This window comes from Pseudoroseicyclus sp. H15 (assembly GCF_054353345.1).
Genome location: NZ_JBTHJE010000001.1, coordinates 263,088 through 289,709 on the forward strand (window position 1 = coordinate 263,088; position 26,622 = coordinate 289,709).

Below are 26,622 nucleotides of genomic sequence, written 5' to 3' on the forward strand. Positions count from 1 at the left end.
GTTGACGCCAGCGGGCTGGCAGCCGAGCTTCCGCCCAGGCTGGATGGAGGCGATGATGCGCAATGAAACCGAATGCCTGCTCGTCATCGACGTGCAGAACGATTTCTGCCCCGGCGGGGCGCTAGCGGTTGCCGGCGGCGACGAGATCGTGCCCGGCATCAACGCGCTGATGGAAGAATTCCCCGCCGTGGTGCTGACGCAGGATTGGCACCCGACCGGCCACAGCTCTTTCGCCTCGTCGCACCCGGGCGCCGCGCCGATGAGCCTGACGGAGATGCCCTACGGCCCCCAGGTGCTCTGGCCCGACCATTGCATCCAGGGCTCGCCGGGCGCCGCCTTTCATGACGGGCTGCGCACCGATGGCGACCTCATCATCCGCAAGGGCTTTCGCCCCGCGATCGACAGCTATTCGGCCTTTTTCGAGAACGACCACGCCACGCCCACGGGGCTGGAGGGCTACATGCGCTCGCGCGGCCTGACCCGGCTGACGCTGGTCGGCCTCGCGACCGATTTCTGCGTGAACTTCTCCGCCGTCGACGCCGCCCGGCTGGGCTTCGACGTCACCGTGCGGATGGACCTGTGCCGCGCCATCGATCTCGACGGCTCGCTGGCCGCGGCAGAAGCCGGCATGCGCGAGGCCGAGGTGACGCTGGCGTAGGGTGCGTGCTCGCACGCACCGCTCGGGCCACAGGTGCGTGCAAGCACGCACCCTACGGGACTACGGGACGATCACCAGCTTGCCGGCGATCTCCCCCGCGCCCATCCGCGTGAGCGCGTCGATGCTCTCGCCCAGCGGCGCCACCTCGCCGATGAGCGGCCGCAGCTCTCCGGCCCCGGCGCGGCGCAGCAGCTCCGGCAGATGCGTCGGCCCCATCCTCGCGATCAGCAGGCCGGCGCGCCGCCGCTCCCTGTCCGCCCCGCGCGCCATCCCGGCGACGGCGGACCAGAAGGCGCCCATCTCGCCGCCCACCATCCGGTAGGCGCCGCCGGGCTTCAGAGCCCGCCGCACGGCGCTCATGCGCCGGCTGCCGAAGAGATCGAGGATCAGGTCATAGCGCCGCCCCTCGGCGGCAAAATCCACCTCCCGGTAATCCAGCACCCTCTGCGCCCCGAGCGACCTCAGCGCCTCCGCCTTCCCGGCATTGTCCACCGCCGTCACCTCGGCCCCCGCCGCCAGCGCCAGCTGCACCGCCAGCGGGCCGGAGCCTCCGCCGGCGCCGTTGATCAGCACCGCGTCCCCGGCGCCCACGCCCGCCATCCCGTCCAGCGCGATGGCGCCCGACTGCGGCAGCGCGGCGGCGATGACATCGCTCACCCCCTTGGGGACCGGGCGCCACAGCTCCGCCGGCGCCGCGCAATATTCCGCGAACCCGCCCCAGTACTCGAAGGTATCGGCCACCACCCGCATCCCCGGCGTGAGGCCCTCGACGCCCGCGCCCACCTCCTCCACCACGCCCACGACATCGGAGCCCGGCACCCTGACGCCCGAGCGGAAGAGCCGCGGCATCCGCGCATAGGCGGGCCGCCCCGTCAGCCGCTCCCAGTCGGAGGCATTCGCCCCGCAGGCCGTGACTTTCACGACGATTGCCCCAGCTTTCGCTTCGGGCCGGGGCATCTCCCGCAGGTCCAGGGCCTCGGGCCCGCCGTATCTGGTTTGAACGAGTGCTCGCATGGGGAAACCCTCGCGCGACAGGAGACGAGGCGTCATGGGGAAAATCACCGTCAACGACACCATGCAGCAGGGCTATACCTACGAGACCACGGCCCGCATCGGCGACGTCCACTCGGACGATTTCGACCCGTGGTGCCCCCCGGCGAAGATGCTGGAGATGGGCGTCTTCGAGGGCAAGTACCTCAACGACTGCCGGGACGAATTCCCCAAGACGTGGTTCGAAGGCGCCAAGCTGGCCGAGGACAAGGCGGACGCCGAGCTCAACTACTTCGGCATCAAGTCCCGCCAGCCCCTCTCCGTCTGGAAGGAGAAGGGCTGGATCATCGGGCCCGACCCGCGTGGCTGGTTCCAGTGGTACTGCCGCTACTGGATGGGCCGCCGGCTCGACGGGGTGGACGACAAGCAGATGCAGCGCTGGCGCAACTTCCGCCGCCACGCGGGGCAGGTGAAGAAGGCCTGCGACCCCGGCGACGTCTACTGCCGCCCCAAGCAGCGCCAGGCGCTGCTGCAATGGTCGCATGACCCCCTGATCTAGGCGGCGTTCTGATGGACAACCCCGGCTCGGCCTGCATGATGCGCGGGCCCGAGCCGGAGGACCCCATGGTCGACATCGCCACGCGCGTCTGGAACCACAAGTGGAAGATCGACCCGATCGTCCGCTCCCTGATCGATACCGATTTCTACAAGCTGCTGATGTGCCAGTCCGTCCGCCGCTACCGGCCGGATGTTCAGGTCACCTTCTCCCTGATCAACCGCACGAAGGACGTCCGCCTCGCCGAGCTGATCGACGAGGGCGAGCTGCGCGAACAGCTCGACCACATCCGCTCCCTCTCCCTCACCCGTGGCGAGAGCACGTGGATGCGGGGCAACACCTTCTACGGCAAGCGGCAGATGTTCACGCCCGACTTCATGGACTGGTTCGAGAACCTGCGCCTGCCGCCCTACCACCTCGAGGTCCGTGACGGCCAATACGAGCTGACCTTCGAGGGCTCCTGGCCCGAGGTCATGCTGTGGGAGATCCCGGCCCTCGCCGTCCTGATGGAGCTTCGCGGCCGCGCCGTCCTCGACACCATGGGCCGCTTCGAGATCCAGGTCCTCTATGCCCGGGCCATGACGCGCCTGTGGGAGAAGATCGAGCGCCTGCGCCCGCATGACGGCCTGAAGATCGCCGATTTCGGCACCCGCCGCCGCCATTCCTTCCTCTGGCAGGACTGGTGCGTGCAGGCGATGCAGGAGGGGCTGGGGGAGAGTTTCACCGGCACCTCCAACTGCCTCATCGCCAAGAACCGCGACATGGAGGCCATCGGCACCAACGCTCACGAGCTGCCCATGGTTTATGCCGCTCTGGCGGAGGATGACGCCGCCCTCGCCCGCGCGCCCTACGACGTGCTCTCCGACTGGCATGACGAGCATGACGGCAACCTGCACATCATCCTGCCCGACACCTACGGCACCCCCGGCTTCCTCGACCGCGCGCCCGACTGGCTGGCCGGGTGGACGGGCATCCGCATCGACAGCGGCGACCCGGCGGAGGGCGCGGAGCGCGCGATCCGCTGGTGGCAGAGCCGGGGGGAGGACCCGACCGAGAAGCTGGTGATCTTCTCCGACGGGCTCGATGCGGGCAAGATCATCGACCTCTACCAGCAATTCCAGGGCCGGGTTCGGGTGAGCTTCGGCTGGGGCACGATGCTGACGAACGACTTCGGCGGGCTGACCGAGGGGAATTCCTTGGCGCCGTTTTCACTGGTGTGCAAGGCTGTGGAGGCGAACGGTCGCCCCACCGTGAAGCTGAGCGACAACCCCCGGAAGGCCATGGGCCCGGAGGACGAGATCGCGCGGTACAAGCGGGTGTTCGGGGTGGGGGCGCAGGAGGAGATGGAGGTGGTGGTTTAGTCACCTTTATTAGGAGGTCAAATGGCTAAGATAGCGAAGCCAGTCTTATTTTCTGAACACTTCAATTTCGATTCTCAAGAACTGCAAGATGCAGGCCTATTCGACCCTTTTTTAAACGCTGACACGCCGCTTTTTATTGACCCCATACTTTTGCAGAAATCAGGAAACGGCACGATTCACACAGAAGCGGTCGATCAGTTTTCGAAACGCTTCGGTCGTATAGTAAAGCTTGTAACCAGGGCGGAAGACGAAAGGTCCGTCGCGTGGCGGGCGGCGCGATACGAATTAGACTTCAGCGAACCTCCGACGACAGGGTTAGGCTATGGGACGGGTCGAAGAGCAGGAACGTCTCGGCCGGATGATGTCCGCGAACGCGTCCTAAATACGACTAAGGAGATTTCGCTAATAGGAGTTGAGGATCCGGACCTTATTGTAGCCATGCCCTTCTTCGAGGAAGGTGTGGGGGCCGACACAATTAGCGACTTTACCACCCACGCGATAACTAATTCCCTTTGCAAGATAACTGAGAATTTCTGTCTTGAACATGAGATCCCAGTTAAAAAGAACAAATACTCAGACCAATACCGGCTGCCGAGCTATCAGGACCAAACAGGGAAAGAACGCTTTCAGCTACTGGTGCCTAGAGACATACTGCAAGCGCTACCCGCAGCTGCGGATTGGTCGCTTGTTCAGGAGGCAGTTGAAGACAATGAAATCATTCGGAAGCGAGTGAATGTCCTCTTGAGCGGAATAGCAAGACCTAGTGCGTCCGAGAGAAAGAGTGCGGTAAGGGCAGCAGCCACTACTTCGTCGGAGATTTTTGGTGCATTTATTTGGTCATTGAAAGAGCGCACTGAGAGCTACGATCCGAACGAGGATGCGCTAGGCTACTATAGGATGCGCAAGATTCTGCGCGAGGATCCGAAGATTTTCTTCGCGCAAGCAGTTTCTACGCCACCTTCTGATCCTAGAGCTCTGCTGGAGATTGTGCGGGAAACCGTATTGAGCTTCAAAAAACATGTCGAAGATGGAAACCTTTGGGAAGAACTGTGGCTCGGTGACAAGCCGAAACGGGAAAGAGCTGCCCAGCTTATCTACTTCGCAATTGCTGAACTTTACTGCGAATTCCACGATGTTGACGTTTCTCCCGAAGTTAACATGGGCGGAGGTCCAGTTGACTTCAAGTTTTCTCACGGTTCAAAGTCCAGAGTTCTAGTCGAGATGAAGCGTTCGTCTGGCAGCGTTGTTCATGGCTACGAGAAGCAGCTGGAGTATTACAAGAGGGCCGCAAAGACGGATCATGCGATTTTTGTAGTTATTGATTATGGCGATGGTGGCGGTAAGATTTCGACCATAAGAAGGATGAGAAAGAAAGCAATTGAGGCGGGAGGACTCGCTTCGGAGATAATGGTGGTCGATGCGTCGAAGAAAGCCTCATCAAGTAAACGCAAGTAGGTCTGTGTTGGCGTAGAAATACTGCTCGCCCCCTCACCGAACCGTCACTTCCCCCCATCCACCCCACCGCCTAGGCTCCCCGGCATGCCCAGCCTCTCTCGCCGTAAGGCGCTCGCCCTTTTCGCCGCCGCGCCTCTCGCGGCGCGCGCCCAGTCCGGCCCCGGCGTCACAGCCCTCCCCGGCCTCCTCGCGGAGTTCCCGCAGGCCCATGCCATCGCCATCGCCCAGTCCGGCGAGCTGTTGCTGGCCGAGGCCGTCCGGGGCCCCGCCATCGGCCGCCCCGTCAACGTCAGATCCGTCTCCAAGAGCCTCGTCGCCGCGATCCTCGGCGGGGTCATCGCCGAGGGCACCGTCGCCCTCGACGACAGCCTTCAAGACATCGCCCCCGCCCTCATTCCCGCCGGCGCCGACCCGCGCGTCGCCCGGCTGACGCTGCGCGACCTCGTTACGCTCCGCGCCGGTCTGGAGCGGACGAGCGGCGGCAATTACGGGCCCTGGGTCGCCAGCTCCAACTGGGTGGCCAACCAGCTCTCCCGCCCCTTCGTGGCCGAGCCCGGCGGGCGGATGCTCTATTCCACCGGCTCCTTCCACGTGCTCGGCGCCGCGCTGACCGAGGCGACCGGCGAGAGCCTCCTCGCCCTCGCGCGGCGGCATCTGGGCGGCCCCCTCTCCATCGAGATCCCGGCCTGGACGCGCGACCCGCAGGGCTATTACCTCGGCGGCAACGAAATGGCGCTGACGCCCGAGGCCATGGTCCGCGTCGGCGAGCTCTACCGGCTGGGCGGGCTCTGGGACGGCACCCGCGTGCTGGCCGAGGGCTATGCGGAGGAAAGCTTCACCCCCGTCACCCGCTCCCCCTATTCCGGCCTCGGCTACGGGCTTGGCTGGTTCACGGGGGAGGTGAGAGGCATGCGCTACGGCCTCGCCCGCGGTTACGGCGGGCAGGTGATCTTCGTGGTGCCGGAGGCGGAGCTGACCGTCGCGATCACGTCAGACCCGACACAGCCGGCCCGCAGCGGCGGCTACTTCGGCGAGCTCATGCGCTTTCTCGAAGGCCCGGTGCTGGCGGCGGCGGCGTAGGCTTACGGGTCCTGCCGGAGCTTCTTCACCTCGGAGCGTTTCTTCTTCTCTTCCACCCGCTTGCGCTTCTGGTTGAGCGAGACCTTCGTCTTGATCCGCCGCTTCGGCGGGTGCAGCGCCTTGGTGACCAGCTCAGCCAGCCGCTCACGCGCCAGCTCGCGGTTGCGGGCCTGGTGGCGGGTGTCCTGCACGAGGATGACGACGGCGCCGTCCTTCGTCCACCGTCGCCCGGCGAGGCGGCGCAGGCGGGTCTTCACCGGCAGCGGCAGCGAGGGCGAGCGCTCGGCCTCGAAGCGCAGCTCGACCGCGGTGGAGACCTTGTTGACGTTCTGCCCGCCCGGCCCGCTGGCGCGGGTGAACTGCTCCGTCAGCTCCCAATCCTGCAGCTCGATGTCGTCGGTGATGCGCAGTCCCATTCCGCCCGTTCCATCTTGTGTTCGGGGCAAAGGTACCCCGTGACAGGAAAAGGGCCACCCCGGCGATGGGGCGGCCCTCTCGAAAGTTCAGGAGGTGGGGTCGGTTAGACGCGTCCACCTTGGATTTGCGCAGCCAAGGGCTGCCTCAGGTGCGCATCTCCAAAGCTGTCCCGACTCCTTGCTCCAATCTCTTTCTCGACACTGGATCACCTCCTTTCAATGGGTTTCGCCTGACACCCAGCCTTGCAGGACCAAGATGAATGTCAAATGAAAATCAAGCGGTGGGGGTCACTTCCGTGCGCTTGCGCATCATTTGCCCCACGACGAGGCGGAAGGGGATCAGCGCGACGAGCGCGATCGCCAGCTTCACGCCCCAGTCGGCCACCGCGAGCGACACCCAGAGCGGCACCACCGGCCCTGCCCCGAGGAAGGGCACCGCCTCGCGCGCCCAGCCCGTTGCCGCATCCGCCGCGGCACCGAACGAGAGGAACCCCGCGAAGGCCACAGTGAAGAAGATCGCCGTGTCGAGCGTGGAGGAGGCGAGGGTCGAGACCAGCGGCGCCCGCCACCAGCGGCCGGCGCGCAGCCGGTTGAAGACGGTGATGTCGAGCAGCTGCGCCGCCAGGAAGGCCGCGCCCGAAGCGATGGCGACGCGCATCACGACGGCGGGGCCGAACTCCAGCTGGATCTGCGTGCCGATCAGCGAGCAGACGATGCCGGTGGCAAAGCCCACCAGCACGACGCGGCGGGCGGCGGCGGGCCCGTAGACCCGGTTGGTGATGTCGGTCACCAGAAAGGCGAAGGGATAGGTGAAGGCGCCCCACGTGAGGAAGCCATCCCAGAGCAGGAACTGCACGAGGATGTTGGAGGCCACCACAAGAGTGGCCATGGCGATGATCGCCGGGAGAAGTCGCATGTTGTTCATCCGTTTTGGCAAGGTCGCGGAGACTTGGCTGCCGGTCTGGCAGCGGCGGGCCGTCTAGACCCGCTCGGGGGCCGCGTCAATCGGGCAGCCGGTACTCGACGATCTCGCTGCGCAGAAGCGCGCTCTGGTTGTTGTCCGACACCATGGTCAGGCGGATATCGCCATCCGGGCCCCGCCAGACTGCGATGCCTTCCAGATTGCCATGCGTGCCCGAGCCGGTTTGCAGCAGAGTCGTCTCGCCGCTGCCATCAACGGCGAAGCGCCGCACGCGGCTGCGGAAGGCGAAGCCGGTGAAGTCACGCTCCAGCAGGTAAAAGGCGCCGTCGGGGCCGAAATCGGCGCCGACGGGCACAAAGGCGCCGCGGCGGGGCACGGTGAAGGCGGGCTGCCAGGCGTCGCCCTCCAGCTTCAGCAGCGTCCAGTCCGCCGTGCCGTCGCCCACCCGTTCGGGCAGGGTGTAGAGCGTGCCGGCCTCGTCGATGGCGAGCGCCTCGTAGCTCTCGTTGGCCATGCGGCGCGGCAGCGGCGGCGGGTCGGGCAGGAAGACGAGTGCGCCCTCTTCCAGCCGCGCGACACGGTGGATGCCCTCGAAGGAGATATAGAGCGCGCCATCGGGGCCCTTGGCGAGCCCCTCGCTGTCGCGCTGCCACTCGCGCAGCGGCTCGCCGTTCTCGCCGGCGCCGATTTCGAGCTGACTATCCTCGGCGAAGCCGGTGAGCTTCCCGCCAGAGCGCTCAAGCCGGCCGAAGACGAGCGCCGCCCGGTCGGAGAGCAGCACAACCTCGCTGCCATCGTCGCTCAGCTCGATGCCGGAAAAGCCGCCGGGCGCTGCGGTGAGCGGCAGGGTGGAGGCAAGCTCCCCCTCGCCATCCGCACAGCCGGCCAGCGCGACGAGCGCCGCAGCAAGAACCAAAGATCGGCCGCTCACTGGGTGCCCAGCACCGCAAGGCAGCTCCCCGGCAGGTCCGACATCAGGACGGGGCCGGAGGAGGGGGAGGGGGTGGCGTTCGGGTCTGGCGGCGGCGGGTTGATGATGTTGTTCACCCAGGCCTGCGCATCGGCGCAGCCGTCACCGGGGGGCGGCGGGGCCTGATCCTGGCATTGCGTAGCGCCGGGCGGGCAGTTCAGCCGCACGTGGAAATGGTAATTATGCCCGTACCAGGGGCGCACCTTGTTCAGCCAGCTCCGGTCGCCGGTGGCATTCTCGCACATCCACACCTTTGCGCCGGGGAACACGAAGATGCGCGCCACCCGCGGGTCGGAGGCCGCAGCGCGCAGGATGTTCATGTGCTGCGGCGTCCAGGAATCGTTCACATAGGCGCCCGAAGTCCGGTCGGTGCGGATCGAGGAGAGGTTCTCGCGCTCGGTCGCCGTCAGGTTCAGCCGGTCGGGCGGCAGCATCCAGATGTCGGCGTCGAGCCCGATCTGGTGGCTGGCGTGGCCCGTCAGCATCGGGCCCCCGCGCGGCTGGCTCATGTCGCCTACGTAAAGGCCCTGCCAGCCCGGCTGAGTGGCGGCGAAGCGCGAGAGGTCCTGCACGAAATCGACCATCTCGGGCTGCGCCCAGTTGCGGTTGCGCGACAGGCGCATGGCCTGCCAGGTCGGCCCTGTCTCTGCCAGCTCGACATTCCCCGAGGCGCAGCCGCGCGAATAAAAGCCGAGCGGCGCACTGCCGCCGTCGCTGGGTGTCGAGATGTACCCGAAGACATCGCGGGCCACGCGGTTGTCGGCCGCGATGGCGGCGTCGAGCGCGCTGGTATTGGCGCTCTGTGTGACTGTCGGCTCGCTCCGGCAGGCGGCGAGGCCCGCGATCAGGGCGAGGCTTAGGATGAGGCGGACCATTCTGCTCGATCTCCGTCTTTGTTGACGAAGCCTAGCAGGAGAAGGCCGCCGAGCAACAGAAGGATCACGGGGAAGAAGCCCAACTGGTTATCTCCAGTCGCCCATGTCGCGATCGTGATGAGCAGCGGCGCCAGAAATGCCGTCGCCCGCCCCGAAAGCGCGAAGAGCCCGAAGGCCTCTGCCGGGCGCTCCGGGTCGGAATGCCGCACCATGAGCGAGCGAGAGGCGGAATAGAGCGTGCCCCCCGCCCCGCCGATGGCGGCGCCGCAGAGGTAGAAGACGATATCCGCCCCGCCCTCGGGCAGCGGTATGCCGTAAAGATCGACCTTCGAGATCCCGATGATGACGGTGGAGACCACAATCAGCACCAGGCAGCAGGTGATCAGCACCGGCTTCGGCCCGAGCCTCTCATCAAAGCGCCCGCCCACCCAGGTGAGGATGGCGGCGGCGACGGCGGAGATCACCCCGAAAATGCCGACCTGCATGATCTGCCAGTGCAGCACCAGCGTCGCGTAGATGCCGCCATAGGCGTAGAGCGCCGCCAGCCCATCGCGGTACAGCATCGAGGCGATGAGGAAGTTGCGCAGGCTGCGCTGCCGGGCGACGCGGGCGATGGTGGTCTTCAGCGTGCGCAGAACCTGGCCCAGAGGCGGCGGGGTCACCTGCGGCGGCGTCTCTCGCACCCACAGGATGTAGGGAATGAGGAAGATTGTGTACCAAATCGCCACGAAGGGCCCGGCGAAGCGGGTGCCCTCGCGCGCGGCGGCATCGAGCCCGAACGGCGGTGCGACGCCGATCAGCGTGACGCCGGATTCGTTCTCGGCGAAGAACAGCAGCACGATGAGCAGCGCCGAGACCCCGCCCCAATAGCCAAAAGCCGCCGCCCCGCCCGAGATGCGGCCCACGCGCTCGGCAGTGCCGAGCGAGGGCAGGATGGCATTGTTGAGGTTGAAGGCGCTCTCTGTCGCGATGAAGCCGATCCAGAACGCGAAGAGCACGAGGTACAGCCCGCTGCCGTCCGGCTGCAGGAACCAGGTGCAGGCGATAGCGAGAATGGCAAAGGCCGACAGCCCGAGAATCCAGCGCAGCTTGCGCCCCGAGGCATCGGCCCAGGCGCCGAGGAAGGGCGCCGTCAGCGCAATGAAGATGCCCGCGATGGTCTGCGCGCTCGACCACAGGCTCTGGGCACCGGCATCGGCCTCGGCGGGGGTCATCCCCTGATCGGCCAGCGCACCGGCGGCGACGGCCGCGAAATAGGGTGCGAAGATGAACGTCAGCCCGAGCGTGTAAAAAGGCTGCTGCGCCCAGTCATAGAGCATCCAGCCCCAAATACGGCGGCGGCTCGTATCCATCGAAATGTCCCCTCGTTCCCAGCGGGATAAGGAGCCTGTTTTTCCTGTTCTGGCAAGGAATGGTTTTGTGTCAGGGGTATCTGCTGCCTGCCGCCGCCGCTCCTCCCCCGCCCGGAATCAAGCCAAAGGCACCGGTCGAGCGCCTGCCCGTCCCGACGGGCTGGCGCTCTGGCGAAGGCTGCGCTTTGCCCACCGCTGGGAAGGGCCTGGCAGGCATAAACCGAGAAGCGGCTTCGTCTTGGCGCCACCCCACGGGCAGGCGCTCGCCCAGCGCGGCACCGTTGCGACAGGGATCAGGCGCTCCTCCCCCCTACCCCTCCTGCATCGGCGGCCAGGGCCGCGCCGCCTCTGCCGTCACCCAGGTCTTCACCCAATCCGACAACTCGGGCAGCGCCGGGTCTTCCCCCATCGCGGCCACCGCCTGCGCCGGCGGGACGATGCCGCCCTTGCCAGTCACCGCCATGCGGATCAGCGCCGCGTTCGCCGCCTCTCCCGTCTCGTTCCACATGCTCTGCTCGATGTAGAAGAACCGCTCGTCCCACCCGGCATTGCGCGTGCGCATCTCGGCCCGCTCGAAGGTGCGCAGCCGCCGCCGGTAGCGGATGGTCGAGCCCGCCACCGTCATACCCCAGCCATTGGCGCTCAGCACATCCGCCAGCCCGATGCGGTAGGCAAAGGGCAGGCGGCCGAGATCGTAGAGCGTGAAGGTGCGCCCGTTGTTCAGCTCCATCCACAGATCAATATCCTGCGGCCAGATGCGATGATGGGTCACTTGCGTCTCGTGAAAGCCCAGCTTCGGCAGCCGTTTGGCCTGCGCGATGCCGCGCCACATGCGGATGAACGGATACATTGCTCGCCCCCTGATCTGGCCCAAGGCCTCGCGCCCGGCCCCGCTTCGGTCAAGTTTAACCCAAGGTCACGATGTTGCCGGCCCCCTGTTGCGCGCGCGCCCCCTAGCGCTTAGGTGATTTCCGGCCCGAGGGAGATGCCCATGACGTCGCTGTTCCAGATCCTGATGCTGCTGCTGAGCATCGCGAAGTTCTTCATCTTCGCCCATTTCATCATGTCGTGGCTGATCAGCTTCCAGGTGCTCAACGTGCGCCAGCCGCTCGTCAGCCAGATCTGGTACGGCCTGTCGCGCCTGCTTGAGCCGCTCTACGGCCCGCTCCGCCGCATTCTGCCCAACATGGGCGGGCTCGATCTGTCGCCCCTCGTTGCGCTGATCATCATCTACATCATCGAGATCCTGCTGCGGAACAACGCGGCGCTGTTCTACTAGCCCCCCAAATCCTGCGCATTGAGCCCCGGCCCCGGCAGCGGTAAGCCGGGGCATGGCAGACGGCAGCAATCTCGGGGCAGAGCAGCTCCTCCACGACATCTTCGGCTTCACCGCCTTCCGGCCCGGCCAGGCAGAGATCGTCTCCGCCGTGGCGGCGGGCGAGGATGTGCTGGCCATCATGCCCACCGGCGGCGGCAAGTCGCTCTGCTACCAGCTCCCCGCGCTGATGCGCGGCGGCGTCACGCTCGTCATCTCTCCCCTCATCGCGCTGATGCGCGATCAGGTGCGGGCGCTGCGCGAGGCCGGCGTCGAGGCCGGTGCGCTCACCTCCGGCAACACGCCCGAAGAGACGGATGCCGTCTGGGCGGGGCTGGAAGCCGGCACCCTTCGCCTTCTCTACATGGCGCCCGAGCGGCTGGCCGCGGGCGGCGTGCCGCAGATGCTCCGCCGCGCCGGGGTGGGCCTCATCGCGGTGGACGAGGCGCATTGCGTCAGCCAGTGGGGCCACGACTTCCGCCCCGATTACCTGCGCATCGGCGAGCTGAAGCGCGCGCTGGACGTTCCCCTCGCCGCCTTCACCGCCACGGCGGATGAAGAGACGCGCGAGGAGATCGGCCGCAAGCTCTTCGAGGCGCCGCCCCGCACCTTCCTGCGCGGCTTCGACCGGCCGAACATCCACCTCGCCTTCGCGGCGAAGGACGGCCCCCGCCGGCAGATCCTCGATTTCGCCAGCGCCCGGAAGGGCCAGTCCGGTATCGTCTATTGCGGCACGCGGGCGAAGACAGAGGGGCTGGCGGACGCGCTGAACAAGGCCGGCATCCCGGCGCTGGCCTACCATGGCGGCATGGAGGCCGATCAGCGCCGCGAGGGCGAGCGCCGCTTCCAGCAGGAGGACGGGCTGGTCGTGGCCGCGACCATCGCCTTCGGAATGGGCGTCGACAAGCCCGACATCCGCTGGGTCGCCCATGCCGACCTGCCGAAAAGCATAGAGGGCTATTACCAGGAGATCGGCCGCGCCGGCCGCGACGGCGCCCCCGCGGAAACGCTCACCCTCTTCGGCCCCGACGATATCCGCTACCGCCGCCAGCAGATCGACGAGGGCCTCGCGCCCGACGAGCGCAAGGCGGCCGACCATGGCCGCCTCAACGCCCTCCTCGGCCTCGCCGAAGCGCTCGGCTGCCGCCGGCAAGTGCTGCTCAGCTATTTCGGTGAAACCCTCGCCGAGCCCTGCGGCAATTGCGACCTCTGCGACGCGCCGCCCGATGTCTTCGACGGGACAGAGCCGGTGCGCATGGCGCTCTCCGCCGCCCTCCGAAGCGAAGAGCGTTTCGGCAGCGGCCATCTCATCGACATCCTGCGCGGCACGGCGACAGACAAGGTCACCCAGTGGCGGCATGACGCGCTGCCCACCTTCGGCGTCGGCGCCAAATGGTCCAAGGCCGAATGGCAGGCGATCTTCCGCCAGATGCAGGCGCGTGACCTCATCCGCCCCGATCCCTCCCGCCACGGCGCCCTGCGCATGACGGAGGCCGCGCGCCCCGTCCTGCGCGGCGAGGCGACTGTCACCCTGCGGCGCGATTCCATGACCCGCGCCAGCAAGCCCACCCCCCGCGTGCGCGAGATGGTGAAGGAGGAGGATGCCCCGCTCCTCTCCGCCCTCAAGGCCAAGCGCCGCGCGCTGGCCGAGGCCCAGGGCCTGCCCGCCTACATGATCTTCACCGACAAGACGCTGATCGAGATGGCCGAGGCCCGCCCCTCCAACATGGATCAGATCGCCCGCATCAACGGCGTCGGTGGCAAGAAGCTGGCAAAGTACGGCGCCGATTTCCTGCAGGTCATCGCCGGCGAGGCCGAAGAGCTGCACCCCCGCCGCATGAAGCTGGCCGGCCGCGACGCCGGCGCGCTCTATGATCGCCTGCAGGAGGCCGCACTCGCCCTCGCCCGCGGCCCCGCCGGCACCGACAAGCCCATGTCGCTCCCCGCCGCCGCACTCTCCCGCGTCGCCGAAACCCGGCCCGCGGATCTGCCTGCCCTCTCCCGCCTCATCGGCGAGCGCGCCACAGAGCGCTTCGGCCCCGCCTTTCTCGAGATCCTGCTGGCCGAATAGCCCCGCCACTCCGCCAGCCCAAGGCGCCCACTCGATCCCCAGCCGAGCGCCGCCCGCCCCACCCCCCTGTCTTTGCTCCAATAAATCCCGGGGGTGTGGGGGCAGCGCCCCCACCGCACTGAAAAGAATGCGCCAAAGGCGCTCCGCTGCACGGCGCCTGGTGGAAAACCCCACCTCGCCTTCACGCGCCCGTGCTTGTCCGACTCGTGCGCCCCGTGCGACGGTGCGGCACCGGTCCCGGGAGGTCACTTCGATGCTGCGCGCGCTCTTCTCCGCTCTCCTCATTCTCGCAGGCGCCACCGCCCAGGCGCAGGAGGGGCCGGCCATGCCCGAGCGGCACCCGGCCGTCTCGCGCAATCTCGATTTCTACGGCGCCGATCTGCAGCAGCTTTTCGACACCACGCTCGATGCCTGCCAGGCGGCCTGCCTCGGCAACAGCCAGTGCCAAGCCTTCACCTTCAACCAGCGCAACAATTCGTGCTTCCTCAAGGGCGGCGTCAGCGAGGCTGTGCCCTATGACGGCGCCATCTCGGCCAATATCGTCGCGGCCTCGCCCCAGGCCCTGCTTCAGGCTGAAGCGCGCGCCGCCGACCTGGCCTTCCTGGGCGAGGGCACGATTCGCGCCGCCTACGATCTCGCCCTGATGATCGGCCGCTACCATTCGTCCGAGGGCCTGAACGTCACCGAGTTGCTGCAGGCCGCGTCGGCGCAGAGCAGTGACATGGCGCGCCTGCGTCTTCTCGGCGCCGCCGTCTCGCTGGAGGATCGCGCCGCGCTCTGGCTCGAATATGGCAACCTCGCCAGAACGGCCGGCGACGGGTCGGGGCAGGAGATCGACACCGCACGGGGTCGTGCCGTGCCTGCCCTCGTCAACGCCTACCTCCGCGCCGGCGACCCGGCCGAGCAGGCCACGGCGCTCTACGATCTGGCCCAGGCGCTGGAGCAGGATGGCCGCGGCCGCGACATGGTTCCAGCTCTCCGCCGTGCGCAGAGCATCCAGCCCCGCCGCGACATCACCGATGCGCTCGACCGCGCCATCGGGCTCTACGGCTTCCGTATCGTGAACACAGATGTCGAGAGTGACAGCGCCCGCCCCCGCATCTGCGCGGAGTTCTCCGAAACCCTCGTGCAGGCCGGCGTCGATTACGGCCCCTACGTGCAGCTCCCCAGCGAAGCGCTGACGGTCGAGGTTGACGGCCCGCAGCTCTGCATCGACGGCGTGACCCATGGCGACCGCTACCGCCTGATCTTCCGCACCGGCCTGCCGGCGGCAAGCGGCGAGACGCTGCAGGCCCCCGTCGAGGTCACGCAATATGTGCGCGACCGCAGCCCGGGCGTCACCTTCCCCTCGCGCGCCTATGTGCTGCCGGCGCTCGGCGAGATCGCGCTGCCGGTGCAGACGGTCAACCTCGATGGGCTCGACCTCACGCTCTACGCCGTCTCCGACCGCAACATCCTGCGCGCCATGCAGGAGGATTACTTCGGCGAGCGCGTCGGCCCCTGGGCGACCGATTACCTCAACGGCCAGCTCGGCGAAGAGATCTGGAAAGGCAGCGCAGAGCTTGCCGCCCCGCTCAACGAAGACGTCACCACCCGCCTGCCGATGAGCGAGGCTTTGGCGGGGCAGGCCCCCGGCCTTTACGTGCTGACCGCTGCAATCCCGGGCGCCGACCCTTATGACGACGTGCCCGCGGCGCAATGGTTCATCCTCTCCGATCTCGGCCTGACCACGATGGAGGGCGCCGACGGTCTGACCGTGGCCATCCGCTCCCTCGCCACGGCGGGGCCGGTTGAGGGGGCCGAGGTGCAGCTTCTGTCGCGCGCCAATGCCGTGCTCGGCACCGCCACGACGGGGCCGGAGGGCTTCGCGAGCTTCGAGGCCGGGCTGGTGCGCGGTACCGGCGGCGCGGCGCCGGGGCTGGTGAGCGTGCGCAACGGCGAGGCCGACATGGCCTTCCTATCGCTGACCGACCCGGCCTTCGACCTCTCCGACCGCGGCGTCGAGGGGCGCGAGGCAGCGGGGCCGATCGACGTGTTCCTCACCACCGACCGGGGCGCCTACCACGCCGGCGAGACCATCTTCGCCACCGCCCTGATGCGCGGTGACGAGGTGGAAGCGCTGCAGGGCGTGCCGCTCACCGCCATCCTCTACCGCCCCGACGGGGTGGAATATGCCCGCCAGACCTCGCCCGGAGGCGTCCTCGGCGGCCATGTCTTCGCCCTGCCGGTGGCGGAGACCGCCCCCCGCGGCCCCTGGCGAATCGAGATGAAGAGCGATCTCGAAGCTCCGCCGCTCGCCACCACCTCTGTGCTGGTGGAGGACTTCCTGCCCGAGCGTCTCGATTTCGACCTGTCCCTGCCGCAGACCATCGCCCTCGGCGACGTGCCGCGCCTCAATCTTCAGGCCGATTACCTCTTCGGCGCCCCCGCCGCCGAGCTGCCGGTCGAGGGCGAGCTGGTGCTCTCCGCCCAGCGCGAGATCGCGGCCTTCCCCGGCTACCGTTTCGGCCTTTACGACGCGCCCTTCGAGCCCCGCGCCGACAGCTTCGGCGGCTGGCAGACGGCGGCGGACGGCTCCGCCGGCATCGACCTCGCCCTGCCAGAGGCCAGCGGCATCAGCCAGCCCCTGGAGCTGCGCGTCACTGCCCGCGTCGCCGAGCTCTCGGGCCGCCCGGTCGAGCGCCGCACCACCGCCACCGTGCTGCCCGACGAGCCCATGATCGGCATCCGCCCGGCCTTTGGCGACGACGTCATCGACGAGGGCAGCACCCCGCGCTTCAGCCTCATCGGCCTGTCCCCTGATCTCAGCCCCGCGCCGATGGACGTGCAGTGGACGGTCAACCGCATCGAGACCCGCTACCAATGGTATCGCCTGAACGGCAGCTGGAATTGGGAGCCGGTGACCACCCGCCAGCGCATCGCGCAAGGCGAGGCCACGCTCGGCGCCGAGCCGGTGGAGGTCTCCGCCCAGGTCGACTGGGGCGAATACGAGATCATCGTCGAACGCCCCGGCGGCGCCTATGTCGCCTCGTCGATGAGCTTCTATGCCGGCTGGTACGTGCCCGACGGCGCCGCCGACACGCCCGATGTGCTGGACGCCTCGCTCGATGCCCCGAGCTACGCCCCCGGCGAGACCGCCACCTTCCGCATCGTGCCGCGCTATGCCGGCACCGCGCTCGTCAGCGTGCTGACCAATCGCGTCGTGCATATCGAGGCGGTGGAGGTCACCGAGGGCGAGAACCTGATCCCGCTGGAGGTGACGGAGGAGTGGGGCGCCGGCGCCTACGTCTCCGCCTCCGTCCTGCGGCCGATGGATGTAGAGGCCGGCCACAACCCCGCCCGCGCCCTCGGCATCGCTTACGCCGCCGTCGAACCCGGCGCGCGCCAGCTTTCCGTCAGCCTCGACCTGCCGGCGGAGGTGCGCCCCCGCGAGCGGCTGACTACCGGCGTGCAGATCGAGGGCCTCGCGCCCGGCGAAGAGGCCTATGTCACCCTCGCCGCCGTCGACGTGGGCATCCTCAACCTCACCGGCTTCGAGGCGCCCGACCCCTCCGGGCATTACTTCGGCCAGCGCCGTCTCGGCGTGGAGCTGCGCGATATCTACGGCCGTCTCATCGACGGGCTGCAGGGCGCGATGGGCCTTGTCCGCTCCGGCGGCGACGGCGCCGCGGCCATGGCGGCAGAAGCGCCGCCGCCCACCGAGGAGCTGCTGGCCTTCTTCGCCGGCCCCGTGCGCGTCGGCGCCGATGGCCGGGCCGAGGTCGGCTTCGACCTGCCCGCCTTCAACGGCACGGTGAAGCTCATGGCCGTGGCATGGAGCGCCACGGGCGTGGGCCAGGCCAGCGACGAGGTGGTCGTGCGCGACCCGGTCGTGCTCTCCGCCACGCTGCCGCGCTTCCTGTCGCCCGGCGATAGCTCGCGGCTGCTCCTGGAGCTGACCCATGCCGAGGGGCCTGTGGGCGAAGCCACGGTAGAGGTCTCCGCCAATGGCCTCTCCGTTGCCGGCCCCACCACCCTCACCGCCGAACTCACCGAGGGCGGGCGCTGGGTGCAGAGCCTCGGCATCACCGCCGGCGACCCCGGCCTCGCCACGCTCGACATCCGGATCACCACCCCCGGCGGCGAGGTGCTGGAGAAGCGCCTGCAGCTGGGAGTCGAGGCGCATGACCCCGCGGTGATGCGCCTCTCGCGCTTCGAGCTGCGCGGGGGCGAGACCTTCACCTTCAACGATCAGGTCTTCGCGGGTTTCCAGCCCGGCACCGGCGAGGCGACCCTCTCCGTCGGCCCGCTGGCCAGCTTCGATGCGCCCGGCCTGCTCGCCGCGCTCGACCGCTACCCCTACGGCTGCACCGAGCAGATCGCGAGCCGCGCCTTGCCGCTGCTCTACCTCTCCGAGGTCTCTCAGGCGATGGGCCTCGCCGCCGAGCCGGAGGTGCGCCAGCGGGTGACCGAGGCGATCCGGGATGTGCTGGGCAATCAGGCGGCGAACGGGGCGTTCGGCCTCTGGGGCGCCTATTCGGGCGATCTGTGGCTCGATGCCTATGTCACCGATTTCCTCTCCCGCGCCCGCGCGCAGGGCTACGCGGTGCCCGACCTCGCCATGCGGCAGGCGCTCGACAATTTGCGCAACCGGGTGAACTACGCCCCCGATTTCGAAGAGGGCGGGCAGGAGATCGCCTATGCGCTCTTCGTGCTGGCCCGCGAGGGCCAGGCGGCAGTGGGCGACCTGCGCTACTTCGCCGACGAGCGTGCCGGCGCCTTCACCACGCCGATGGCGGCGGCCCAGCTGGGCGCGGCGCTCGCCTTCTACGGCGACCAGCGCCGGGCCGACGCGATGTTCGCCCGCGCCGAGAGGCAGATCGAGGCTGCGCCGCCGGAGCCCGACGGCTCTGTCTGGCGCATCGACTACGGCACCCAGCGGCGCGACCTCGCCGCCGTGCTGGCGCTGGCGGTGGAGGCCGGCAGCGAGGCGGTGGACCGCGAGGGCCTGTCGCGCCAGCTCTCCGCCGAGCTGGCGGCGGGCGAGCCTTCAACGCAGGAGGCGACATGGTCTCTCCTCGCCGCCGATGCGCTGATCGACGACCTGCGCGAGACCGGCCTCACCGTGAACGGCGCCCCGCCCGAAGGGCCGCTGGTGCGCCTGCGCGAGCAGGGCAGCGGCGCGGCCTCGATCACGGTGGCGAACGCCGGCGACGCCACAGAGCTGACGGTGACAATCTTCGGCGTGCCCGAGGTGCCGGAGCCTGCGGGCGGCAACGGCTATGCGATCGAGCGGGCCTATTACACGCTGGAGGGCGACGCCGTGCAGGCGACAGAGGTCGCCGCCGGGACGCGGCTGGTCACCGTGCTGACCGTCACGCCCTATGGCCGGCAGGAGGCGCGGCTGATGGTGAACGATCCGCTGCCCGCGGGCTTCGAGATCGACAACCCGAACCTGATCTCGGCCGGCGATCTCTCCGGCCTCGCCTGGCTGGAGCCGGCCTATGCCGAAAGCGCCCAGTTCCGCGCCGACCGCTTTCTGGCGGCGGTGGACTGGCGCTCGGATGAGCCCTTCCGGCTGGCCTATATCGTGCGCGCCGTCTCGCCCGGCAGCTACCACCACCCCGCGGCCAGCGTCGAAGACATGTACCGGCCGCAGATGCGCGCGCAGACCGGCCCGGGCCAGGTGGTGGTGACGGAGTGAGCCAGCCGGACCGGGAGCCGGAATTCGCGCGAATTCCGTGCACGAATTCCGCGCGGAATTCGCGCCCGGCGGCGGCGGTGCTCTTCGCTCTGGCGCTGCTCCTCTGGCTGGGGGCCTACGGGCACGACAAGTTCGATGCCTGGATCGACGCCACCGATCTGCCTCCGCTGGCCGCGACCCACTCCCCCGAGGTGGTCGACCGGCATGGAGAGCTGCTGCGCGCCTATACCGTCGCCGACGGCCGCTGGCGGCTGGCCGTGAGCCTCGATGCGGTCGACCCGGACTATATCGACATGCTGATCCGCTACGAGGACAAGCGCTTCCGCGAGCATGGCGGGGTGGATTTCACCGCCATGGCGCGGGTCTTCTGGCAGGCCCTGCGCTACCAGCGCTTCGTCGCCGGCGGCTCGACGCTGACGATGCAGGTGGCGCGGCTGCTGGAAGAGGGGCCGACCGGCACGGTGGAGGGCAAGTTCCGCCAGATCCGCGTCGCGCTGGCGCTGGAGCGGCGGCTGAGCAAGGATGAGATCTTGCAGATCTACCTCGACCGGGCGCCCTTCGGCGGCAATATCGAGGGGGTGCGCGCCGCCTCCTACGCGTGGTTCGGCAAGCCGCCCCTGCGGCTGACGGCGGCGGAGGCGGCGCTGCTCGTCGCCCTGCCGCAGGCGCCCGAATCCCGCCGGCCCGACCGGCACCCCGAGGCCGCCCATGCCGCCCGTGACCGCGTGCTGGCGCGCATGGAGGGCGCCGGGATCATCACCGAAGAGGCCCGCCTCGCCGCGCTGACGGAGCCCTCGCCGCAGGGCCGCCGCGACTTCCCGCTGCTCGCCCCGCATCTGGCCGACCATGCCCGCGCCAGCGACCCCTTGGCAGAGGTGGTGGCCACCACGCTCGACGCCGGCCTGCAGGCCCGCATCGAGGCGCTCGCCACCCGCGCCGCGCACGAGGCCGGAAGCCGCGAGCAGATCGCCATCCTCGTCGCCGACCACCGCAGCGGCGAGATTCTCGCCTCCGTCGGCTCCGCCGGCTATGCCGCCGATGCCCGCGAGGGCTTCATGGACATGACGCGCGCCCCGCGCTCGCCGGGCTCGACGCTGAAGCCGGTGATTTACGGCCTCGCCTTCGACCGGGGGCTGGCGCATCCCGAGACCATCCTCTCCGACCGGCCGATGGATTTCGCCGGCTACCGGCCGCGCAATTTCGACGGGCTGTTCCGCGGCGACATCCGCGCCCGCGAGGCGCTGCAGCTCTCGCTCAACCTGCCCGCCGTGGCGCTGCTCGACGCGATGGGCCCGCAGCACCTGTATTCGGCGCTGATCCGCTCGGGCGCCTCACCGCAGCTGCCGGACGACGAGGCGCCGGGCCTCGCCATCGCCCTCGGCGGGCTGGGGATGAGCCTCACCGATCTCACCGGCCTCTACGCCGCCCTCGCCGAAGGCGGCACAAGGGCGGATCTGCGCTCTACCCCCGCTCCGACGCCCGGCTACCGCCCGACCGAGCTGATGAACCGCGCCGCCGCCTGGCAGGTGACGGATATCCTCAGCGAGGTGCCCCGGCCGCTCGGCATTCGCGAAGACGAGATCGCCTACAAGACCGGCACCTCCTACGGGCACCGCGATGCCTGGGCGGTGGGCTATGACGGCGCGCATGTGATCGCCGTCTGGATGGGCCGCGCCGATGGCACGCCGGTTCCCGGCGCCTTCGGCGGCGAGGTAGCGGCGCCGGTGCTGTTTGCCGCCTTCGAGCGCATCGAGGGGCCGCGCACGCCCCTGCCGCCGCCCCCGCCGGAGACGCTGATCCTCGCCAATGCCTCACTGCCCACCCCGCTTCGCCGCTTTGCGCCCGAGGGGGCGGCGGCGGCAGCTCCCGGGCCGCGCATCGCCTTCCCGCCCGACGGGGCGCTGGTGGAAGGGGCGGAGCTGATCGCGCGGGTGAGTGACGGGCAGGCGCCGTTCACCTGGCTCGCCAATGGCGCGGTTGTCGCACAGAGCCAACGGCGCGACGTGCCCCTGGCGCTGGGCGCGGGTTTCTCTTCCCTGACGGTCATCGATTCCGCCGGGCGATCCGCCTCGGCGCAGGTCGAGCTGCGCTAGCAGCGATTTCCATATGGAAATCGCGGACGGAAACCATATGGTTTCCGCGCCCCGCGGCGGGCTTTCCGCTTTAAACGCTGAGCCGGCGCGCACATATAGGGGCCAACCGGAATTCCCGAAGGGAGCAGATCATGCTTGGCATGGGCGAAACCAGCAAACCCGCCGCCGCGAGCCCCGTCATCGAGGGGACAGACGCGAACTTCATGAAGGAGGTCGTCGAGGCCTCGCAGACCACACCCGTCATCGTCGATTTCTGGGCGACATGGTGCGGCCCCTGCCGCCAGCTCGGCCCGGCCATCGAGGCCGCTGTCGCCAAAACAAACGGCGCCGTGAAGCTGGTGAAGATCGATGTCGACCAGAACCCCGGCTATGCGGGCCAGCTGCGCGTGCAATCCATCCCCACCGTCTACGCCTTCTGGCAGGGCCAGCCGGTCGATGGCTTCCAGGGCGCGCTGCCCGGCTCCGAGGTCGAGGCCTTCGTGCAGAAGCAGGCCGCACTGGCCGGCGGCGAGGGCGGAAATGACGACGGCCTCGCCGAGGCGCTGACTGCCGCCGAAGAGATGCTGGCGCAGGGCGCCGCCACCGATGCCGCCGAAACCTTCGCCGCCATCCTCGGCGAAGAGCCCGAGAATGCCGCGGCCTATGGCGGGCTGATCCGCTGCTACATCGCGCTCGGCGATCTCGGTCAGGCCGAAGCGGTGCTCAATGGTGCGCCCGCGTCGATCCACGCCGCGCCCGAGGTCGAGGCGGCCCGCGCCCAGATCGCTCTCGCCCGCCAGGCCGAGGAGGCCGGCCCCGTCTCGGACCTCAAGGCGAAGGTCGAGGCCGACCCGGCGGATCATCAGGCCCGCTACGATCTGGCCACGGCGCTGCATGCCTCTGGCCAGACGAAGGAGGCTGTCGACGAGCTGCTGGAACTCTTCCGCCGTGATCGCGAGTGGAACGACGGCGCTGCTAAGACGCAGCTTTTCACCATATTCGAGGCGCTCAGCCCGAAAGACCCGGTGGTGCAGTCGGGGCGGCGGCGGCTGTCGTCGATGATCTTTGCCTGAGGGGGCGGCCGCGCTAGCTTGGACGTCATGAGCCGAGCCGCCGATTACCCCGACACGATTCCCCTTTTCCCCCTGCCGGGGGCGGTGCTGCTGCCCCGCGCCCGGCTGCCCCTGCAGATCTTCGAGCCGCGCTATCTGGCGATGATGGACGATGTGCTCAAATCGCCCGAGCGGCTGATCGGGATGATCCAGCCCACGCGCGACGACGAGAGCCTGCATCAGGTCGGATGCGCTGGTCGGGTGACCAGCTTCACCGAAACGGAAGACGGCCGCTACATGATCACCCTCATGGGCCGCTCGCGCTTCCGGGTTCTCGAAGAGCTGGAAACCTTCACCCCCTATCCCCGCGCCAAGGTGGATTGGTGGGATTTCCGCGCCGACCGTGGCCCCGCCGAGGCGGACAATGCGCTCGACCGCACCGCCTTTCTCGGGCTGCTGCGCCGGTTCTTCGATTCCGAGGGGCTCTCGACCGATTGGGACGCGCTGGAGGCGGCGGAAGACGAGATCATGATCAACGCCCTCTCGATGCTCTGCCCCTTCGAGCCAGAGGACAAACAGGCGCTGCTGGAAGCTCCGGGCCTAACCCAGCGCCGCGAGGTGCTCGAGGCACTGATCGAGTATTCGCTCCGCGGCGGCAGCGGCGAAGAGCGGATGCAATGAGCCGGGAGCCCGCCTTCGACCCCCGCATGCTCGAGGCGCTGGTCTGCCCCGAAACCCGCGGGCCGCTGCAATACGACAAGAGCCGGCAGGAGCTGGTCTCGCGCGCCATCGGCCTCGCCTACCCCATCCGCAACGGCATCCCCGTGATGCTGACGGAAGAGGCGCGGAACCTGAAGGCGGAGGATTAGGGCCCTTCCTCCTCAGCGCTTTCCCGTCCGCTCCGATCCCCGCACGGAATCAAGCCGCAGACACCGGGCGAGGGGAGATGGCGGTCTGAAGCCCGCCCTACGGAGCAAAGGGTGGGCCGCCGCGCCAATATCGTAGAGCGGGCTTCAGCCCGCCAAACCCACGCCGCCTACCGCATCAACGGCGGCAGATCGCCCGTCAGCCCGGCGGCCTCGCGCATCAGCCCGCGCCGCAGCCCCGGCATGGCAGAGACCGCCCCCAGCCCCAGCCCACGCGCCGCGCGCAGCAGCGGATTGTCATTCGAGAACAGTCGGTTGAACCCGTCCGTCGCCATCGCCAGCGCCGCCGTATCGAAGCCGCGCCAGCTCTGGTAGCGCGCCAGCACGGGCGCCGCGCCGATATCCTCGCCGCGCCGTTGCGCCGCTGCCAGAACCTCGGCGAGCGCCGCCACGTCGCGCAGCCCGGCGTTCAGCCCCTGGCCCGCGAGCGGGTGCAGCCCGTGCGCGGCATCGCCCACCAGCGCCAGGCGCGGGGCGATGAACCGCTCTGCCAGCGACAGGCCGAGCGGGTAGCTGAACCGCTTCGAGGCCAGCGAAATCTGCCCCAGATGCGAGCCGAAGGCGGGGCGGAGGGCGGCGAGGAAGGCCTCTTCGTCCATCGCCATCAGCGCCTCGGCCCGCGCCGCCCGCTCGCTCCAGACGATCGAGCTGCGATCTCCGGCCAGGGGCAGAATCGCCAGCGGCCCGCCCGGCATGAAGAACTGATGCGCGACGCCCTCATGCGGGCGCTCATGCGCCACCGCACAGGTCACCGCGATCTGGCCGTAATCCGTCACCCGCCGCTTCAGCCCACCGCGAGAGGCCGTGCCGCTCTGCCGGCCATCGGCGCCGACGAGCAGCGTGCCCTCCAGCACCTCGCCGCTCTCCAAAGTGACCGAAGCCCCGCTGCCAGTAACCTCCTGCGCCACAACGCGAGCACCGGCGCGGTGCGTCACACCAGCGTCCTTCAGCGCGGCAAGAAGCGCAGGGCGAAGGTGGCGGTCTTCCACCATCTGGCCCATCGGCCCTTCTTCCAGCGCGCCGCGCTCGAAATGCAGCCAGAACGGCCCGGCGCCCTCGCCGGCCACACCATCCGTCACCTTGATCTCTTCGATGGGCTGGGCGACCTCCGCCAGCGGGCCCCAGACGCCCAGCGCCTTGAGCAGCCGAACAGAGGCATGGGCCAGCGCGTAGGCGCGCCCGTCGAAGCCGGGGGCGGCGCGGGTTTCTTCCGGCAGGGCGTCGAGAACCGTGGCGCCGATGCCGGCCTTGGCAAGGGCCAGGGCGAGCGCGGGGCCGCCCAAACCGCCGCCGATGATGAGGGCGCGTTGCATGCGGGCTTTGTCGCGCCGCCGCACCGCATTGTCCATGGCCGCCGCCGCAGTTAGCCTCGCCGCAGGCAAGGGGGCGCGCATGAACGAGTGGCGGCAAATGGGCGCAGCAGCGCTGGGGCGGGGCATCGGCCGGGGCGAGATTTCGCCCGTGGCCCTGGCGGAGACCTTTCTGGCCGCCGCAGCCGAGAGCCACGACATCTACGCCCGCCTCACGCCCGATCGCGCCATGGCCGAGGCCGGGGCCGCCGAAGCGCGCGCCAAAGCCGGCACGCGGCGCGGCCCGCTCGACGGCGTGCCGATCTCCTGGAAGGACCTGTTCGACAGCGCCGGCGTGGCCACAGAGGCCGGCACCGCGCTGATGGCGGGGCGCGTACCCGAACGCGATGCCGCCGTGCTGGCAAGGGCGACGGCGGAGGGCCTGGTCTGCCTCGGCAAGACGCATATGAGCGAGATCGCCTTCTCGGGCCTCGGCCTCAACCCGATCACGGCGACGCCGCCCAATGTGCATGACCCCGATGTCGTGCCCGGCGGCTCGTCCTCCGGCGCGGCGACATCGGTCGCCTTCGGCCTGGCAGCGGGCGGTATCGGCAGCGACACCGGCGGATCCTGCCGGGTGCCCGCCGCCTGGAACGACATCGTGGGCTTCAAGCCGGTGCATGGCGCGCTGCCGCTGACAGGCACCGTCCCCCTCGCCGCGCGGTTCGACACCATCGGCCCGCTGGCCCGCAGCGTCGAGGATTGCGCCCTGCTCTATGCCGCGCTGGGCGGCCCCGCGGTGGACCTTGCGAGCGCCAGCATCGCGGGGCGCCGATTTCTGCTGGTGGAGACCATTGTGGGCGAGGGGCTGGAAGCGGCGCCCGCTGAAGGGCTCGCCCGCGCGGTGGCAGCTTTGGAAGGGGCCGGAGCGATAGTGGAGCGGCGGGAGATGCCGCTGCTGAAATTCGCCTACGATCTGGCCGGCCCGCTCTATACCGGCGAGGCCTGGGGCGCCTGGAGCGCGCTGATCGAGCCGTCGCCCGAGAAGATGTTCCCGCAGATCCTCAAGCGCGTCTCGGCGGGGCGCGACGTGCCGGCGCATGTCTTCGTCGCCGGCTGGGAAAAGCTGCGTGCCCTGCGCGCCGACTTCGCCGCGGCAACGGCGGGCTACGACGCGGTGCTCTGCGCCAGCGCTCCGATTCTGCCGCCGCAAAAGGCTCGGCTGCTGGAGGACGAGGCCTATTACGTCGAGGCCAACCTGCTCACCCTGCGCAACACGCGGCTGGCGAACCTGATGGGGCTGGCCTCGATCTCGCTTCCGACCGGCGTGCCCTCCGCCGGCGTGCTGCTCAATGCGCTGCCGGGGCGCGAGGGGCTAGTGCTGCGTCTGGCGGCGGCCGCGGAGGCGGCGATGGCGGGCTGAAGCCCGCCCTTCGGGGGCTTTGCGACACCGTTTGGCCCTTGCCCGTAGGGCGAGGTTCACCCCGCCACCCCTCTCGGCAACTCACCAAACCTCTTGGCCCAAATGCCACAAGACCGTCCTGCAACCCCGTAAATCTTCTGCGGAATCTGGACAGCG

21 protein-coding genes are annotated in these 26,622 nt (G+C 69.0%); 13 read left to right on the forward strand and 8 right to left on the reverse strand.

What is annotated here, in order from left to right; translation table 11 throughout:
* The first annotated feature begins 52 nt into the window (after nucleotides 1-52).
* A complete protein-coding gene (pncA, locus tag ACXN5S_RS01205; RefSeq protein WP_458603556.1) occupies nucleotides 53-658 on the forward strand; it encodes a bifunctional nicotinamidase/pyrazinamidase in 606 nt (201 codons plus the stop codon).
* A 60-nt stretch (nucleotides 659-718) separates the two neighbouring features.
* Here pncA and ACXN5S_RS01210 read toward each other — a convergent pair whose 3' ends face one another.
* On the reverse strand, nucleotides 719-1,735 hold the full coding sequence (locus tag ACXN5S_RS01210) for an NAD(P)-dependent alcohol dehydrogenase (RefSeq protein ID WP_458603557.1): 1,017 nt from the start codon (nucleotides 1,733-1,735) through the stop codon (nucleotides 719-721).
* Between ACXN5S_RS01210 and ACXN5S_RS01215 the strand changes: the two genes are divergently transcribed.
* From ACXN5S_RS01215 to ACXN5S_RS01230, 4 genes are all read left to right on the forward strand, one after another.
* On the forward strand, nucleotides 1,707-2,207 hold the full coding sequence (locus ACXN5S_RS01215; protein WP_458603558.1) for a hypothetical protein: 501 nt from the start codon (nucleotides 1,707-1,709) through the stop codon (nucleotides 2,205-2,207). The two genes, ACXN5S_RS01210 and ACXN5S_RS01215, sit on opposite strands and share 29 nt — an antisense overlap.
* A gap of 65 nt (nucleotides 2,208-2,272) precedes the next feature.
* Nucleotides 2,273-3,565: a nicotinate phosphoribosyltransferase gene (gene pncB / locus ACXN5S_RS01220; protein ID WP_458604066.1), complete on the forward strand. Its 1,293-nt coding sequence runs from the start codon at nucleotides 2,273-2,275 to the stop codon at nucleotides 3,563-3,565.
* A 21-nt stretch (nucleotides 3,566-3,586) separates the two neighbouring features.
* Nucleotides 3,587-5,020, forward strand: coding sequence for a hypothetical protein (locus ACXN5S_RS01225; RefSeq protein ID WP_458603559.1), 1,434 nt, complete (start codon nucleotides 3,587-3,589; stop codon nucleotides 5,018-5,020).
* A gap of 84 nt (nucleotides 5,021-5,104) precedes the next feature.
* The gene (locus ACXN5S_RS01230; protein ID WP_458603560.1) at nucleotides 5,105-6,100 is read left to right on the forward strand and encodes a serine hydrolase domain-containing protein; all 996 of its coding nucleotides are present in this window, start codon (nucleotides 5,105-5,107) and stop codon (nucleotides 6,098-6,100) included.
* Between the two features lie 2 nt (nucleotides 6,101-6,102).
* Here the strand turns inward: ACXN5S_RS01230 and arfB are convergent, their stop codons facing one another.
* From arfB to ACXN5S_RS01260, 6 genes are all read right to left on the reverse strand, one after another.
* Nucleotides 6,103-6,516, reverse strand: coding sequence for an alternative ribosome rescue aminoacyl-tRNA hydrolase ArfB (gene arfB, locus ACXN5S_RS01235; RefSeq protein WP_458603561.1), 414 nt, complete (start codon nucleotides 6,514-6,516; stop codon nucleotides 6,103-6,105).
* A gap of 274 nt (nucleotides 6,517-6,790) precedes the next feature.
* Nucleotides 6,791-7,432, reverse strand: coding sequence for a queuosine precursor transporter (locus ACXN5S_RS01240; RefSeq protein WP_458603562.1), 642 nt, complete (start codon nucleotides 7,430-7,432; stop codon nucleotides 6,791-6,793).
* 85 nt (nucleotides 7,433-7,517) lie between these two features.
* Nucleotides 7,518-8,369, reverse strand: coding sequence for an esterase-like activity of phytase family protein (locus tag ACXN5S_RS01245; protein ID WP_458603563.1), 852 nt, complete (start codon nucleotides 8,367-8,369; stop codon nucleotides 7,518-7,520).
* Nucleotides 8,366-9,283: a penicillin-insensitive murein endopeptidase gene (gene mepA / locus ACXN5S_RS01250; RefSeq protein WP_458603564.1), complete on the reverse strand. Its 918-nt coding sequence runs from the start codon at nucleotides 9,281-9,283 to the stop codon at nucleotides 8,366-8,368. Before mepA ends, ACXN5S_RS01245 begins: the two co-directional genes overlap by 4 nt.
* The gene (locus ACXN5S_RS01255) at nucleotides 9,265-10,635 is read right to left on the reverse strand and encodes an MFS transporter (RefSeq protein ID WP_458603565.1); all 1,371 of its coding nucleotides are present in this window, start codon (nucleotides 10,633-10,635) and stop codon (nucleotides 9,265-9,267) included. Before ACXN5S_RS01255 ends, mepA begins: the two co-directional genes overlap by 19 nt.
* Before the next feature lie 310 nt (nucleotides 10,636-10,945).
* Nucleotides 10,946-11,485: an acyl-CoA thioesterase gene (locus ACXN5S_RS01260; RefSeq protein ID WP_458603566.1), complete on the reverse strand. Its 540-nt coding sequence runs from the start codon at nucleotides 11,483-11,485 to the stop codon at nucleotides 10,946-10,948.
* A gap of 141 nt (nucleotides 11,486-11,626) precedes the next feature.
* On the opposite strand from ACXN5S_RS01260, the gene ACXN5S_RS01265 reads away from it, so the two are divergent.
* From ACXN5S_RS01265 to ACXN5S_RS01295, 7 genes are all read left to right on the forward strand, one after another.
* Nucleotides 11,627-11,914 (forward strand): YggT family protein, encoded by a 288-nt coding sequence (locus ACXN5S_RS01265; protein ID WP_458603567.1) that lies wholly within the window; start codon nucleotides 11,627-11,629, stop codon nucleotides 11,912-11,914.
* 52 nt (nucleotides 11,915-11,966) lie between these two features.
* Entirely contained in the window at nucleotides 11,967-14,021 is a 2,055-nt protein-coding gene (gene recQ / locus ACXN5S_RS01270; RefSeq protein WP_458603568.1) for a DNA helicase RecQ, read from the forward strand.
* 253 nt (nucleotides 14,022-14,274) lie between these two features.
* The gene (locus tag ACXN5S_RS01275; protein WP_458603569.1) at nucleotides 14,275-19,704 is read left to right on the forward strand and encodes an alpha-2-macroglobulin family protein; all 5,430 of its coding nucleotides are present in this window, start codon (nucleotides 14,275-14,277) and stop codon (nucleotides 19,702-19,704) included.
* A 77-nt stretch (nucleotides 19,705-19,781) separates the two neighbouring features.
* Entirely contained in the window at nucleotides 19,782-21,797 is a 2,016-nt protein-coding gene (pbpC, locus tag ACXN5S_RS01280; protein WP_458603570.1) for a penicillin-binding protein 1C, read from the forward strand.
* A 131-nt stretch (nucleotides 21,798-21,928) separates the two neighbouring features.
* A complete protein-coding gene (locus ACXN5S_RS01285; RefSeq protein WP_458603571.1) occupies nucleotides 21,929-22,849 on the forward strand; it encodes a tetratricopeptide repeat protein in 921 nt (306 codons plus the stop codon).
* A 27-nt stretch (nucleotides 22,850-22,876) separates the two neighbouring features.
* Nucleotides 22,877-23,509, forward strand: coding sequence for an LON peptidase substrate-binding domain-containing protein (locus ACXN5S_RS01290; protein ID WP_458603572.1), 633 nt, complete (start codon nucleotides 22,877-22,879; stop codon nucleotides 23,507-23,509).
* The gene (locus tag ACXN5S_RS01295) at nucleotides 23,506-23,697 is read left to right on the forward strand and encodes a Trm112 family protein (protein ID WP_458603573.1); all 192 of its coding nucleotides are present in this window, start codon (nucleotides 23,506-23,508) and stop codon (nucleotides 23,695-23,697) included. The genes ACXN5S_RS01290 and ACXN5S_RS01295 overlap by 4 nt, the downstream gene beginning before the upstream one ends.
* A 167-nt stretch (nucleotides 23,698-23,864) precedes the next feature.
* On the opposite strand, the gene ACXN5S_RS01300 is transcribed toward ACXN5S_RS01295, so the two are convergent.
* Nucleotides 23,865-25,067, reverse strand: a complete 1,203-nt coding sequence (locus ACXN5S_RS01300; protein ID WP_458603574.1) for a UbiH/UbiF/VisC/COQ6 family ubiquinone biosynthesis hydroxylase — start codon at nucleotides 25,065-25,067, stop codon at nucleotides 23,865-23,867.
* Between the two features lie 79 nt (nucleotides 25,068-25,146).
* Between ACXN5S_RS01300 and ACXN5S_RS01305 the strand changes: the two genes are divergently transcribed.
* Entirely contained in the window at nucleotides 25,147-26,466 is a 1,320-nt protein-coding gene (locus tag ACXN5S_RS01305) for an amidase (protein WP_458603575.1), read from the forward strand.
* The last annotated feature ends 156 nt before the right edge of the window (nucleotides 26,467-26,622 follow it).

What these genes read in the sequence shown, in the direction of transcription:
- ACXN5S_RS01230 (WP_458603560.1), top strand. Translation starts at nt 5,105, where the DNA reads ATGCCCAGCCTCTCTCGCCGTAAGGCGCTCGCCCTTTTCGCCGCCGCG.
- ACXN5S_RS01290 (WP_458603572.1), top strand. Translation starts at nt 22,877, where the DNA reads ATGAGCCGAGCCGCCGATTACCCCGACACGATTCCCCTTTTCCCCCTG.
- ACXN5S_RS01305 (WP_458603575.1), top strand. Translation starts at nt 25,147, where the DNA reads ATGAACGAGTGGCGGCAAATGGGCGCAGCAGCGCTGGGGCGGGGCATC.
- ACXN5S_RS01210 (WP_458603557.1), bottom strand. Translation starts at nt 1,735, where the DNA reads ATGGTGTCGTTGACGGTGATTTTCCCCATGACGCCTCGTCTCCTGTCG.
- ACXN5S_RS01240 (WP_458603562.1), bottom strand. Translation starts at nt 7,432, where the DNA reads ATGCGACTTCTCCCGGCGATCATCGCCATGGCCACTCTTGTGGTGGCC.
- ACXN5S_RS01255 (WP_458603565.1), bottom strand. Translation starts at nt 10,635, where the DNA reads ATGGATACGAGCCGCCGCCGTATTTGGGGCTGGATGCTCTATGACTGG.
- recQ (WP_458603568.1), top strand. Translation starts at nt 11,967, where the DNA reads ATGGCAGACGGCAGCAATCTCGGGGCAGAGCAGCTCCTCCACGACATC.
- ACXN5S_RS01295 (WP_458603573.1), top strand. Translation starts at nt 23,506, where the DNA reads ATGAGCCGGGAGCCCGCCTTCGACCCCCGCATGCTCGAGGCGCTGGTC.
- ACXN5S_RS01285 (WP_458603571.1), top strand. Translation starts at nt 21,929, where the DNA reads ATGCTTGGCATGGGCGAAACCAGCAAACCCGCCGCCGCGAGCCCCGTC.
- ACXN5S_RS01260 (WP_458603566.1), bottom strand. Translation starts at nt 11,485, where the DNA reads ATGTATCCGTTCATCCGCATGTGGCGCGGCATCGCGCAGGCCAAACGG.
- ACXN5S_RS01265 (WP_458603567.1), top strand. Translation starts at nt 11,627, where the DNA reads ATGACGTCGCTGTTCCAGATCCTGATGCTGCTGCTGAGCATCGCGAAG.
- ACXN5S_RS01275 (WP_458603569.1), top strand. Translation starts at nt 14,275, where the DNA reads ATGCTGCGCGCGCTCTTCTCCGCTCTCCTCATTCTCGCAGGCGCCACC.
- pncB (WP_458604066.1), top strand. Translation starts at nt 2,273, where the DNA reads ATGGTCGACATCGCCACGCGCGTCTGGAACCACAAGTGGAAGATCGAC.
- pncA (WP_458603556.1), top strand. Translation starts at nt 53, where the DNA reads ATGATGCGCAATGAAACCGAATGCCTGCTCGTCATCGACGTGCAGAAC.
- ACXN5S_RS01225 (WP_458603559.1), top strand. Translation starts at nt 3,587, where the DNA reads ATGGCTAAGATAGCGAAGCCAGTCTTATTTTCTGAACACTTCAATTTC.
- ACXN5S_RS01215 (WP_458603558.1), top strand. Translation starts at nt 1,707, where the DNA reads ATGGGGAAAATCACCGTCAACGACACCATGCAGCAGGGCTATACCTAC.
- ACXN5S_RS01300 (WP_458603574.1), bottom strand. Translation starts at nt 25,067, where the DNA reads ATGCAACGCGCCCTCATCATCGGCGGCGGTTTGGGCGGCCCCGCGCTC.
- arfB (WP_458603561.1), bottom strand. Translation starts at nt 6,516, where the DNA reads ATGGGACTGCGCATCACCGACGACATCGAGCTGCAGGATTGGGAGCTG.
- mepA (WP_458603564.1), bottom strand. Translation starts at nt 9,283, where the DNA reads ATGGTCCGCCTCATCCTAAGCCTCGCCCTGATCGCGGGCCTCGCCGCC.